This is a genomic window from Solirubrobacter soli DSM 22325, from assembly GCF_000423665.1.
Classification (GTDB): domain Bacteria; phylum Actinomycetota; class Thermoleophilia; order Solirubrobacterales; family Solirubrobacteraceae; genus Solirubrobacter; species Solirubrobacter soli.
This window is the reverse complement of record NZ_AUIK01000024.1, coordinates 75,502-88,526: the sequence shown is the minus strand read 5'-3', so window position 1 is coordinate 88,526 and position 13,025 is coordinate 75,502. Positions and strand designations below refer to the sequence as shown.

Sequence of the window (13,025 nt, the reverse complement as noted above, 5' to 3'; positions counted from 1 at the left end):
CGACCGTGGGGTGCGCGCTCGTGGGGGCGTGCGCGAACGGTTGCGATGCTGTAGCGGTCACGGAGCCGATTGCGTCGGGGTGCTGCGCGCGAGGGCAGTGATGGCCGCCCACGCGTCGCCGTCGTGCTCGCGTAGGGCGGCTTCTCTCCGTGGGATGTCGCGGCCCTGATCGGAGGTGAAGGCCCAGTACTCGAGCGGGCCGACGCGCGCGCTGACGCGGCCGCGGCCGCGGGTGCCGTTGATCCAGAGCATCTGGGCGTGGCTGCCCTTGACCGTCTTTAGGCGCGCGACGAGCTCGCGTTCCTCGTCGGAGAGCTTCAGCGCGGTCTGCATGAAGGCCAGCTCGCTGGGGTGTTGGGCGAGCAGCAGCTGCATGGTGGAGTTCTGCAGCAGCGCGTGGCCGTGTTCGGTGTCGGCCTGGGAGAGCTGCTGGAACATGACGGCGAGCACGAGCCCGAGGTGGCGGGCGCGCAGGGCCAGGTCGTTGGCGTAGTCGCCGGTCTCGCGCCGGCGGACCAGGTGCCAGGCCTCGTCGATGAGCATGATCGAGCGCCCGGCGAAGCGCGCGGTCTCCCCTGTGGGTGCGCCGGCGGTCGTGTGCGTGTGCCAGTGGCGCTCGACGGTGCTGGTGACGTACTCCATGATCGAGAACATCACTGGCCGCAGGACGTCCTGCGGGCAGCGGCGGGTGTCGAACACGACCAGCGGGCTGTCGGCCGGGACGGTGGTGGGGCGGTCGAGCAGGTAGGCGTAGCTGCCGTCCTCGCACCACTCCGAGAGGCGCGTGGCCAGGCTGCGGCACAGCGCGGCGAGCTCGTGCGCGCCGTCGCGCTGGTGGAAGTCGGCCATCGCCGCAAGCTCGGCGCGCAGCAGCGACTCACGGGGCGGCTCGTCCTCGAGTGTCGCAGCGCGCGCGTAGACGGCGCGGATCGCCTCGCCGAGCACGGCCTGCTCGGCCTTGCCCAGGCCTTCGTCGCCCATCATCAGCGTGTGCAGCGAGAGCAGGAAGGCGACCTTCTCGCTCGAGACCCGGGCGGGGTCGGGCACGTCCCAGGGGTTCAGCGCGAACCGTGAGCGGGCGGCGCCGAGCTCGATCTGCTGGGCGCCCGCGACGAGCCGGGTGAGCAGCTCGTAGTGGCCGGCGCGGTCGATTACGAATGCGCGCGCGCCGCAGGCGATCAGCCGCGCGAGCAGCAGGTTGGCGGTCATCGTCTTGCCCGAGCCCGACCGGCCGCAGATCAGCAGCGTGTGGTTGGCGTGCTCGGGGTCGTAGGGGTCCAGGCGCTCCAGCGTGCGGCCCGGGTCGGTGAAGGCGAACGGAATCCCGCCGGGGGAGCCGCAGCCGGTGCCGACCAGCGGGACCGTGTCGGCGGCGTTGCGGGTGGCGTACTTGCGGGTGCGGCGCGCGTTGTCGTGTCCGAGCGGCAGCGTGCTCGCCCACAGCTCGCGCTGGCGGAACTCGCCGCGGCCGACCTTGCAGTCGGCCGCGGACTCGATCGTCTCGGCGCAGTAGTCGACCGCCTCGCCGAGCGCTGCGAGGTCGGGGGTTGGGCCGGGCGCCCTGAGTGCCTGGTAGATCGAGACCTCGAACAGGCCGGCGCGCTCCTGGCCGGCCATTTCGCCCAGCAGCTGCTGGTACTCGTGCTCCTGGGCGTAGCGGTCGAAGTCGGGGACGCGGCCGCGTTGCTCGGCGCCGCGGTTGATCGCGAACAGCCGCCGGTAGCCGAGCCGGATCCGCTGGCGCTCGCGGCGGCGATCCAGTGCGCGCACGTGGACGCTGAGCGTGTACGGCTGGCGCGTGAGCATCGCCCCCAGCAGCCAGCCCATCGCGGTCTGCTGCGCGGTGGTGTGCACGTAGATGACCTGCTCGAGGTCGCGGCCGAGCTCGAGCAGGTGCCGCCCGCGCTTGAGATCGACGCTCGACTGCGCCAGCCGCGCCCGCAGCTCGAGCGCCGCCTGCCGGGCCTGCTCGCGATCGCTGGCGGCATCGAGTTCGCCGAACACCTCGACCCCCTCCACCGCCGGGCGACGGCCGACGTCGGCCAGCGTCGGGTTCACGCGCTCCCACAGCAGCCGGAATACCTCACCGCCGTTGAGCTGGCGCACCGGCAACCCGAGCGCCTCAAGCTCTGCCCGCAACGCGTCGACGTGCCCCTGGCTCTCGCGCGCCGCGCGCCGATGCTCGCCGACGCTGCGTTGCAACGGCGCCGGAGCGCCCGGTCGCAACACGGCGCGCGCGCCGCGTCCGCGCGGCCGCAACGGGATCACCGCGTAGGCGCCGAGTGCCACCGCGGCCTGCGCCTCGCCATGCAGACGAAGCGACTGCTCCAGCGCCGCGTACAGCCGCCAGCGCGACAGTGCCATCGCGTCGCGCGCGGGCCGCGCGCGCGTTGGCGCCGGCCCGGCCGCGGCCTCCACATCGGCGCGGACCTCGGCCAGCACGGCGTCGAGCTGGATCGGCCGCGCGTCCAGATAGAACTGCAGCGACTGGCCCGGCCGCAGGCGCCCGAGCATGCGCCCGAAGCCGCCCGCGATCGCTTCGCGGTCGCTGCCGGAGAGGATCAGCGGGTTGGCCGGCGTGATGCGCAGCACCCGCACGAACGCGCCGTCGCCGGTGACCACGAGCCCGGTGCGGTCGATCGCCTCCACGGGCAGCAGATCGCCGGCCTCCGGCAGTTCGTCGGTCGGAGCGCGGCGTGTGTTCCGTGCGTGAAGGGTCGCGGTCAGTCCCATAGCGCCTCCAGATCGAGCTCGTCGGTGCGCGCGAGGGAATCGGCCGCCGGGTCGCCGTCGGACACCAGCAGATAACCGCGCGCCGCACGGCCACCGCCGGGCAGGTAGCGCGCCGGCTGGCGCCGGCCGCGGAGCGCGGCGACCAGCAGGCCGCCGAGGTCGAACTCGCTCAGGCTGGCAAAGAACGCCGCGCTGGCCGGCACCGCCCCGAGGTAGATCCCGAGCACCATGCTCCACACGCCTCCGAGCGGGCTCAGGTACTGCGCGAACGCGAGACCGAACAGCAGTCCCGCGACGACCGCCGTCCACTGCCCGATGGTCAGCTCGCCGAAGCGCAGCTTCGCCTCGAGGTGCTTGAACGCGACGTTCATAAGGCCGCCGACCCGTCGGCGGGACGGCTGTCATCGGCTGACGGGGGTGCCGGCTGCGCCGGAGGGGCCGCAGGTGCGGGGGCGCCCATCGGGCCGCTCGCCGCGAGCGGTCCCGGGTCGCCAGACCGAGTCGCGTCTCCGGGTGCCGTGACGGCGCTCGAGGCCTGCGTGTCGGCGAAGAAGTCGGCGATGCCCTGCGTTCGGACCTGCGGCGTCGCGGCCGCCAGCGTCCGGAACGCGTCGCGTTCGCCTTCGCCGATGTCAGAACGCGCCGCCTGGTGGACCATCTCGCCGCCGATCCGGCCCTTCTTCGCGTCCGCCAGGCGCTGCAGGGCCGACTGCGTCTCGGGGTCAAGGTCGCGCATGGCCGCCGCCACGTCGGCCCGCGTCGTGGAGTCACGGCGCGCGGCCGCCGCTTCGGCCTCGGCCGGAACGCGCTCGCGGATCTCCTGCCACGACGGAGCCCGCAGCCCCCGGTTCACCGGAGCGGGTGCCGACGAGTCGGCTCGCGGCGACCGCGCGCTCGGGACCGGCGTGGCCGACCCCGTGCTCGCCGGGGACGTCGATGAAGCCGCGGCTGCCGCGCTCGCACCCCTCCCGCCGGCCGCCGTCCCCGCGCCGGCGCCCCTCGCTCCGGCCGCCGCTGCCGCCCCCACAGGGCCGCCCACGGCGGTCGCCGCTGCGCTACCGGCCACGGCGGCGCCGGTGGGACGCTGGCCGCGCGCGCCCGCCCCCGGGGACGCGGGGTCCGGCACGTCGGACGCGCCCGAGCCGCGCTTGCCCCCGAAACTGCTGGGGACGCCTTGGCTGATCGCCGCGTCCGTCCGGCGCGCCGCGACGTAGCTCGCCGTGCGCGCGCCGAACCCGCCACGAGCGAACCCGCCGAGCATCGCCATCCGCGCCAGCGATCGCGGCAACGCGAGCATCACCCACAGCAGCGCCAAGGCGACCAGCGGCATGATCAGCGAGTCCGCCAGCGACCCGGCGCCCTTGAGCTCGAGCGCGTCCATGCCGACGGCGGCGAAGGTCGCAAAGCACAGCGCCCACGCCACCGGGATCACCAGCACGACCGCGAAGGCCCGCATCGCCGCGCGCGCGACCCACTCCAGCTCCGGGATCACCCACAGCGCGGCGGCCAGCGGCATCGCCGTGAACACCAGCGCCGTGCTCGCGCTGGCCACGATCTTGCACATCAGCAGCGCCAGAAACAGCAGCCCGGCAGCGCAGGCGATGACGATCGCGAAGAAGTTCAGGCTCACCGCCGACACGAACGCCTGGCCCAGCAGCCGACTCGTGTCCTCCAGCACGCTGCCACTGCCGAGCAGCCCGCGCGCCGCCGCGTTGCTCAGATCCGCCGCGTGCCGGAACAGCCACGGCCACGCGACCACGAACAACGCGGCCCCGACGGTCCGCGCCAGGCCCTCGAGCGCATCAAAGCCGCCCGACCCGCTCAGGCCCGCCGCCCAGTAGCGCAGCCCCGCCACCGTGCCGACCGCGGCCAACAGCGCGAACGCCATCGCTGACGTCGTCGACGCCAGTTCGGCCAGGTTGCTGCCCGCGCGGCCACTCGACGTCGACCGTGGGGAGATCGCGTAGTCCGGGACCGCGACCAGCCAGGCCAGCAGGTGCCGGTTGATCACCTCGGCCGGCCAGGAGAAGAGCTTCCCCAGCAGCGCGCTGAACCCGTCCACGGCCGCGCCGCCGAGCCCGCCGGTGATCGCGTCGACCCCGACGCCGATCGCCGGCCCCAGCGGACCGACCGGCACCGGCGGCAGCGCCCGCGCCTCATCCGCGCTACTGAGAGAGCCGACCGACGCCACGCCGATCGCGACCAGGGCCCAGCCCACGACGGCGCGTGGGCGAGTCCGCATGCGACGCTCGGTCATCGGGTCGCCTCAGGCGACGATGCCCTTGACCGACCCGAGGAAGATCAGCGTGCCCAACGAGGCGCCGATGATCACCATTCCGCGGCGGCTGCCGAACATCAACGCCCCGGCGCCGACCAAGCAGCCCAGCGGCGCCACGGCGGCCATCGCCACCAACGCCGGACCGATCAGCGCGTCCGCCGCGGCCACGAACCCCTCGAGCCCTTCGGCCTTGTCGGGAATCGCGGCTGCGCGACGCACGATCGCGATCACGCCACCGCTCCCCGACGCCGTCACCACCGCCACCAGCGCGAGCAGCCCAGCGGCGTGCCAACCGATCGATTGCATCCGTCGAGCGCTCATGAACACGTGATCACCCCTGAAGCCGGTCCGATATGCGGCAACCCGTGCGCCGCAAACAGACCATTGAGAGAGGGCCGGCCGGTGCCTGCCCGAAGCCCGGACCGAAGGGCTCAGCATCTGTCGACCTCGCACGGCGCGTACCCGAGCGCGCGTGCGAACCGCCCGGCGGTCTCAACGCCCACGCGCTCCAGCAGCCGCGCCGGATACGTGCGCCCCCGCCGATCGGTCTTCGGCGCGGTCGCCCGCAGCCCCAGCCAGCGCTCCACCTGTACCTGCGAGGTGCCCATCCGCCGCGCCAACGCGGCGACCGTCAGGCCTGGCTCATGCCGCCGACGATCGACGAGCAACTGACGCAGCACCTCTGTACTGACATCAGAGCCGGCGAACTCGGACACCCGCCGGCGGTCGGCGTCGGCCTCCAGCATCCGCTCCACACGTGCCGCAGACACGCCCATCTCGCGCGCCGCCTCCGCCACCGACAGCCCGCCGCCCGTGACCAGCCGGACCGCCCGTCGCCGCCGCGCGGCACACGCCGGACACGGCCGATCCGGATGCCGCTCACACCAGTCGCAGTCCGGTGGAGCGCCTCCCGTGATTGGTCCCGACGCGTGTTGCGTCGGGCGTGTTGAGTCACCGCACTCCGGGCGCGATTGAGTCAGGGACATGGGGACCTCGCGACGTAGCTCGCCTGCTGCGCGCCCCGTCTGAGGGGGCGCTACTCAGTAGGCGGCAATGGCGAGGCGCCCCCGCGCTTTTCCGCGCCGTTCTAGCGCGGGACGCGGCGACGGGCGGTGACCGCGCGATATCCGTCCTGCGCCTCAAAGCGCACCACGACGCTGAGCCGCCGTAGCCGCGCCATCCGGGATGTCAACCGCAGACCGCGATTCCAGCGACCCTCGCGGATCCCGGCGATCCCGCGCACGCGCAGCAGCCGCGACCCGACGCGCCGCTCGACACTCACCCGCACCCGACCCGACGCCGGCTCCGCAACACCCCGGACCCTAACCAGCCTTCCGCGCCGGCTCACCCCGCGGATCCGCACGCCCGGATTGCGACCTGATGCCCCGGCGAGGGACAGCCGAAGCGGGCCGGCCGCACGGTCACTGCTCGCGTTGCCGGCCGCGTCCTCCAGCCAGACCCGCAAGTCCCAATCACCCGACGAAGGAACCTCGAGAGCGTCAAGGCTATCAATCGACGGCTGGACCTTCGCGCCCTCGCTGCACGGCATCGTCTTAGCCGCGGGACACAACGACCAGCGCGCTGCCACGATCGGCGCGATCTGGTCTCCCGGGTTCTGCCAGTGAACGTCGAAGCGATTCGCCGAACGGCGTGCGGCGCCATCCAACTGCAGCCCGACCGGAGCGCTGGGGGCTGTGTTGTCGACGACGATCGATCGCGTCGTCGAAGTGGTGTTGCCCGCGGGGTCGTCGGCTGCAGCGACGAGCGTGTGCTGGCCGTCAGCGAGCGTGCGAGTGTCGAACGTCAGCGTCGCTCCTGCTCCGTTGCTGCAGGGCACCGTCAGCGTGTAGTCACACAGTCGACTCTCCGTTGTGCGGGCTTGATTGTCCACCAGAAGACGTGTGGCACGAATGCCCGTGTTGTCGGTGGCAGTGATGGCGAGGCTCTCCGCACCGCGGTGATATCGGTCGCGCCATAGTTCGCCGTTCGTCGCCTGAATTATTGGCGACGAGGCGTCGGTCACCTGGACGCGAGCGCCGTAGAGCGCGGCCCACACGTGATGGAGCGTCGCTCCGGTACCGCACTGCCCGGTCGCGGCGGCGCAGCGTACGCCCAGCTCCAGGCCTGCGGTATCGACGGCGAAAGAGTCGGCTGGCCCGAACGGAGAATAGGGCGTTGCCCCGCGCTCGCAGGTCGTTTGGCCGCCTGGTGGAACGCAGCTTTGCAGGACGTTCCCTTCGGCCGTTCGAATGAACGGGAGCCACTCGTTCGCATTCGTCTGTCCCAGGTAGTACTGAAGCGTCAGCTGGGTGATTCGCGTGCCGGTAGGGGCCACGATCCGCCACCCGGCTTCCTGGCCTCCGGGCGTATTCGGCGGGCCAGGGATGCGATCCGTTCCGAACAGTCCGTCCTCGGCGCCGCCGAGGATCGAGGCGCAACTGTCCTCAGCACGGAGACTGGTGGGATCACCGTTGAAGGGAACCCATGAGCGATTGATGCCGCTGCTCGCTCCGCAGCTGAGCACCTCGTAGGTTCCCGCATGGGCGAGATCGGCGGAGAGGAGGGCGCAAGCCACGCACGCCAGGCCGAGCCGGAGCGCACGAGGTTGCATTTATCCGGCTCGTCTCTTCAGGCGAACGACGGTCGGGTCGGACGGCGCGAGTCCTTTGGCGACGAAGCGGATGGTCACGCGCTTGGCCTTGCGCGAGTTGATCGTAATCACGCGGGACCGGGTTGTATGACGTCGAGGCTTGCCGTTGACCCTCACAGCCACGCGCACCGACTTTGGAAGCGGGTACAACCGGATGATGACTGCTTGACGCGTCTTTCGCACGTTGCGGACCCGCGGCGCGGTGCACACCCGGATTTGGGGGTTGCAGGGGGCCGGCGCCTGACCTGTCGCCGCTGGTGGGGGTGCCGGAACGTAGCTATCGGGCATGGCGGCGAGCCCGGCAGCGCGGAACACGGCGCCGACGTCGAGAGCGCCACGCAGCAGGTCCTCGGTCTGTTGCACTGAGAGATCCGGCCGATAGGAGCGAAGCCCCACGACAACGCCGGCCGCGTATGCGGACGCAAGGCTCGAGCTCTGACCCACGCCAGACTCCCCGTTCGGCACCATGGCGACCTCCATGTCGCAACCGGGCGCGGTGATGTCAACCTCCGCACCGCGAGACGAGAACGCGCAGAGCGCACCAGCCCGGTCGGTCGCACCTACAGCGATGACGCCGGGGATGGACGCCGGAACGTTGACCGCACCCGCGTCGTTACCGGCCGCGGACAGCACGACGAGACCGTTCTGACGCGCGTATGCGACAGCGTCGGTGATCTGGGTAATTTCAGACTCCGGTCGGTCGGTCGCGGGACCTCCGAGTGCGAGCTCGACCGCTCGAACATCGACTCCCTGCATGTTCTTCGCCTGGACGCATCGGACGATGCCAGCTCGGTAGTCCTCGGCGCTCAGGTGCTCGCTCCCCTCCGGGAGGACGCGAACCGAGAGTACGCGCAGACCGGGCCAGGCGCCGATCATGCCCCACCCGTTTGCGGCGGCGCCGGCCACCATCGCGACGTAGGTCCCGTGGTGGTAGTCCGTGACGTCGTCGGTGGTTCCTCCGTGGATTGATTCGCGGCCGACGAGCATGGTTTCGGTGTCGGGGTTGACATCGACGCCCGAGTCGACGAGGCAGAGCACACCCTGAGTGGGTGGCGGCGGCGCTTGGGTGAGGAACTCGCCGTGGGCCGCGACCGCCTGTGCGGTGACGGTCAGTTCCGCGGCTCGGGCCGAACCGGAGCAACTCAAAACGATGAACCCGACGATCGCGTGCGCAAACGCTCGACGGCCGCGGCTCATCGCTCGACCGTCACCCACGCGGATCGCGACGCGCCGGCGGCGTACGGCAGACCGGCTTGGGCGCGGACGTAGATACGCCACAGAAACTGCGCTCCGCCGGCGGTGTGCCGGAAGCGGTAGCGGTAAGCGAAGCGCCCTCGTCGCACCGGGAGGGTCTTGAAGGTGCGCCACTCACGTCCGTCGAGGGCCTGGAGTTCGACGAGTGCTCGCGCGGCGGCGTCGGTGCCGAGCAGGCGCCCGCGGACGCGGACGCTCCCGCCTGGCCGCACCCTCGCCGGTCGCAGGGACATGGTCACACCGGCTCGCACGCGGACGGACACCTGGGCGCGAGCGCCGACCGACGCCGCCCCAAGCGGCGTGCGGTACTCCATCGCAATGACGCGCGAGGTGCCAGGCGGGACCGCATAGCGGAAGCGCCCCGAAGCGTCGGTGCGGATCTGGCCGACAGGGCGCCACGTCGGCGAGTCGACCGGAAGCTCGCTGACGTCGAGTTGAGCGTCGGCGATCGGTAGACCGGAGGCGTTGACGAGCCGTCCGCCCAGTGTGTGTCGGCGCCCGTAGGCGGTCGAGATGGTGCGCCGGCCCGAGATCGCCAAGCGGGCGGTCGCCGTCGCGTTGATGCCGTTGGGGGACGGCGGAGCGCGGACGCAGCCGTCCGTGGGGCAACGCAGGCCGTCGGCCGGCAGTTCGAACGTGGCGACGCGATCGATGGCCGCGGTGCGGTTTCCCGACGCATCCTCAACCTCGACTCGAACCTGATGCTGGCCGGAGGTGGGCAGTGAGGAGAGGACGAAGCTGCGCGACGTCGACGCGGTCGGACACGCCGAAACGGAGCTGAACTGGTATGGGTCGGCGCTTGTCGGCTCGGCATCGCGGCAGTCCGTCACGGCGGGCGAGAACGGCTCGGTCTCAACGATGCGCCCGTCGACGGTGACGATCAGGCGGTAGAGGCCGAGGCCCGTGTCGGAGGCGTTGATCGAGACGGTGCGCGTGCGGACCGGTTGATCGCTGGCCAGCGGGCCGACGACACCGCCGATGACCGGCGAGACCATGTCGTCGACGCGCAGCACCATCCGGCGGATGCCCAACATTTCGCCGCTCAGCGGCCGCTGGCAGTTGTTGCCGGCCTTGTAGCAACCGAAGCCGATCCGCAGGAGCGGGGTGGGCACGGGCGGCAGATTGACGACGATGTCCGGGAACTGCCAGCTGCCGCCGGCGGTCGCCACACAGGGTTGCGGCCCCCACTCGTAGCTCCACGCCGTCCCGCAGCGCTCGATCGGCGTGTTCTCTGAGGTGGTCAGCCGATAGCCGAAGCCCCACGTGCTCGGCTGCACCGCGGTGCTGTAGAGGTAGCCGAAGATCTGGCGTTCGAGCCAGCCGCCCGAGATCGACGTTCCGGGAGGACCGGCGATCACCAGCTCGCCGGTCGTCGTCGGGTCCCAGTTGCCCGATGAGCCACGAGCGAGCTGGATGCCCCACCCCGAGGATGGTTCGTGGCAGAGGACACTCACGCTCAACCTGGCCGGGTCCGGCAGCCGCAGCATGTCGGTCGCGGCGAGCTGGCCGGCCGGTCCGCGGCACTGGTAGACGGTCGCGCTGCCGGCGCGTGCCTGCGGCGCTGCGAGCAGTCCGGCGGCGATGCACGCCGCGACACTCACGATGCGCCGGCTCGCGGGCGTCACGGTCGAAACTCCCCGCTGAAGGACGAGCTGCGCGGACCCGTCGACCGCTTCGGAGCCGCCGGAGGTGGGGGCGGAGGCGGCGCGCTGGACGTTGCGCTTGCCCCGCCCGCGGAGGCGGCGCTCGCCTTGGCGGTCGCGTCGACCTGTGGCGTGGCGGCTTCGGGTCCGAACTCGCGCGCGACTGCCGCCCGCTGCCGGCGTCGGCGTTCAGCGGCGCTGAGCCGCGCCCGCGAGTGGCGCTTCGGCTTCGGGCTGGCGCTGGCGGTCACGGTCGCGGTGGGCGTGGCGGCAGCGGTCGTGGTCGTGGTCGTGGGCGCCGGCGTGGGGGTCGCCTTCGAGGCGCTGGCGTGGCGCGGCGCGTGCGTGCGCTCCGTGGCGTCCAGCGCGTGGGGGCTGGTCGTTTTTGGCGCGAACTCGTGCGCGAGCGGGCCGGCGCACATGGCGGCGATGGTGACGCCGGCGCAGCCGACGGCGACCTTGGTACCGAGCCCGACGCTGAGCGCGGTGCCCGCGCTCACAGCGGTGCCGCTGGCGAGCGCGGCGTCCTGCGCGTCGCGCGCGGCCGCTCCGCCGCCGCGGCCGACGAGGGCCCCTACGCGAGCGGCGAGCCGTTCCCACGCGCTGATCAGCGGCACGCCGATCACCTCGAGCAGGCCGCGCGCGCGAAGCGCGTATGCGCGGCAATGCAGGCAGTCGAGCAGGTGCACGTCGATCCGCGCCGCGTCGTGTCGCGCGTATCGCGTCCCGGCGCGCAGCAGCTGCCGCACGGGACCGCATGCGGGGCCGGACTCGGCGCTGGTCAGCGCGTCGAGCCCGCGCTCGCTGGCGCGCGTGAGCCGGCGCTCGTACTGCGAGCGGCTGAGGCCGAGTTCGGCGGCGATCTCGTCTGGCGCGCGCTGCTCGAGGTACTTCAGCCGCAGGACCTCGGCGTCGTCGGGCCGCAGGCGATTGAGCGTCCGCTCGATGGTGGCGTGTCGCTGAGCCAGCGCTTGCGCCGCCTCGAGCTCGCTGTCGGGCGCCGGCCCCGCGGCGGCGAGTTCGCCGGCGTTGTCGATCGGCACGAACTCCCGCGCGCCGTCTTGCAGGTTGCGGCCGTAGCGGCGTCTGAGCTCGTCCAGCGCGTCGTGGTGCAGCGCGCGGCGCAGGTAGTTGCGCCGCCGCCGTCCGCCGTCGGGCAGGCGCGGATCGGCCGCCAGGACGGGCAGGGCGTCGGCCACGAGATCCTCGGCGTCCTCGACGCTGAGCACGTCCGGGAACTGTCGCGCCAGCCACGTGACGAGCGCGTCGCGCTCTTCGGCGAGGCGCTCGAGCTCGGTGGGGCTGGCGAGCACGGCCATCTGCACTAGTAGGCGGAGGTCGCGAACGCCCTCCGCGCCGAATTGTCCTGCCGCCGTCGTGCCCTGCGCCCGACCATCGCTCCCGGCCGTGATCCTGTCACCCGGACCCCCCGGTGGGCAAGACTCGTGACCGTCCTCGACGGCCCGCGCGCCGGCGCCCCGGGCCGCCCTCGAGCGTGGAAGAGGTTCTCCGTTCGGCATGTACCGCCTCTAGGCCGCGCCGACAGAAGTTCGCCCCCCAATTTCGCGAGTCGGGAGCTCGCGGTCCGCACCATGACATGCCAGTGGGGCGGCGGCCCATCAGCCCGCGTTCCCGCTGACCGGCAGGCGCGCCGTCGACCGCCGCCGCCAATGCGGTCCCGCCTTCGCCACGATCCGGGAGACGTCGTCGGCTGCGAGTCCGCGCCCAGGTTCCCAGCCGTCCAGCCACGGCAGCAGTTCATCGACGCCGAGCACCCAGCCGCCCCGTCCGCCGTGGTCGGCACCGCCGTACCAGGAGCGTGGCTCAGCTTGGTCGAAGGCGAGACACACCACCGCCTCGACCCTCCCCTGGTATCCGGGGAGTCGATCGCGCAATTCATCGCCGAGGCGCGACAGGACCTCCAAGTCGTACAACGTCCACGCGCCGTCGGTCGCGCACAGCACGAACACCCCAGTCGGCCCGAGGAGCACGAATGGGACCCGGAGGTTGTCGACCAGCACGTAACGTTCGACCATCCAGCCGTCAGCGCTGGTGAGCTCGCGGGCGACCCGCTCCTCCGCCGCGATCAGCCGCCGACTGCGCTCCAGCACTTCGGCGAGTGGATCGACCGAGCGCAGCCTCGCGATGCGCGCACAGCTGGCCGTTGTTGCGTGGCGGTGGGCGGACAGACGCAGCAACCCTGCCGAGCAGGGCCCGGGATTCCGGCCATCATGGTCGAGCGAGGGCGTCGGTCGCGACCAGCGAAAGGCGCGGCTGCGGATGAAAAGCAGGACGCAAACGCTGATCAGCGCCGTGATTGCCAATCCGTCGCTTAGGAGATCAAGACCTTCGGGAACGCTCATGCTGATGGCTGTCCAGTCGCTCACCGGTCGACCGTATCGTCGGGCTTGGCCGTGATCGGCCGCGCTGGGCCCTGAGCGCCCGACCGGCGTTACAACTTCGGCGC

10 protein-coding genes are annotated in these 13,025 nt (G+C 72.1%); all 10 read right to left on the bottom strand.

What is annotated here, in order from left to right:
* Positions 1-57: 57 nt before the first annotated feature.
* The 10 genes from G569_RS0119270 to G569_RS62740 all read right to left on the bottom strand — a co-directional run bounded on the left by G569_RS0119270 (position 58) and on the right by G569_RS62740 (position 12,945).
* Positions 58-2,733 carry a VirB4 family type IV secretion system protein gene (locus tag G569_RS0119270; RefSeq protein WP_028064623.1) on the bottom strand — a complete coding sequence of 892 codons (2,676 nt, stop codon included), beginning with the start codon at positions 2,731-2,733 and terminating at the stop codon, positions 58-60.
* Positions 2,724-3,104, bottom strand: coding sequence for a hypothetical protein (locus G569_RS63875; protein ID WP_028064622.1), 381 nt, complete (start codon positions 3,102-3,104; stop codon positions 2,724-2,726). Before G569_RS63875 ends, G569_RS0119270 begins: the two co-directional genes overlap by 10 nt.
* Positions 3,101-4,975 carry a TrbL/VirB6 family protein gene (locus tag G569_RS0119260; protein WP_157592142.1) on the bottom strand — a complete coding sequence of 625 codons (1,875 nt, stop codon included), beginning with the start codon at positions 4,973-4,975 and terminating at the stop codon, positions 3,101-3,103. Before G569_RS0119260 ends, G569_RS63875 begins: the two co-directional genes overlap by 4 nt.
* 24 nt (positions 4,976-4,999) lie before the next feature.
* Complete coding sequence (locus G569_RS0119255) at positions 5,000-5,317, bottom strand: hypothetical protein (protein ID WP_028064620.1); 318 nt, start codon at positions 5,315-5,317, stop codon at positions 5,000-5,002.
* Positions 5,318-5,442: 125 nt separating this feature from the next.
* On the bottom strand, positions 5,443-5,787 hold the full coding sequence (locus G569_RS0119250; RefSeq protein ID WP_157592141.1) for a hypothetical protein: 345 nt from the start codon (positions 5,785-5,787) through the stop codon (positions 5,443-5,445).
* A 311-nt stretch (positions 5,788-6,098) separates the two neighbouring features.
* A complete protein-coding gene (locus G569_RS62745) occupies positions 6,099-7,622 on the bottom strand; it encodes an Ig-like domain-containing protein (RefSeq protein ID WP_157592140.1) in 1,524 nt (507 codons plus the stop codon).
* Positions 7,623-8,858 (bottom strand): S8 family peptidase, encoded by a 1,236-nt coding sequence (locus G569_RS0119240; protein ID WP_028064617.1) that lies wholly within the window; start codon positions 8,856-8,858, stop codon positions 7,623-7,625. It abuts the gene before it with no gap.
* Positions 8,855-10,516 (bottom strand): hypothetical protein, encoded by a 1,662-nt coding sequence (locus G569_RS0119235; RefSeq protein ID WP_157592139.1) that lies wholly within the window; start codon positions 10,514-10,516, stop codon positions 8,855-8,857. Before G569_RS0119235 ends, G569_RS0119240 begins: the two co-directional genes overlap by 4 nt.
* A 20-nt stretch (positions 10,517-10,536) precedes the next feature.
* Entirely contained in the window at positions 10,537-11,877 is a 1,341-nt protein-coding gene (locus G569_RS0119230) for a sigma-70 family RNA polymerase sigma factor (protein WP_028064615.1), read from the bottom strand.
* 300 nt (positions 11,878-12,177) lie between these two features.
* Positions 12,178-12,945 carry a hypothetical protein gene (locus tag G569_RS62740; protein WP_157592138.1) on the bottom strand — a complete coding sequence of 256 codons (768 nt, stop codon included), beginning with the start codon at positions 12,943-12,945 and terminating at the stop codon, positions 12,178-12,180.
* Between the last annotated feature and the right edge of the window lie 80 nt (positions 12,946-13,025).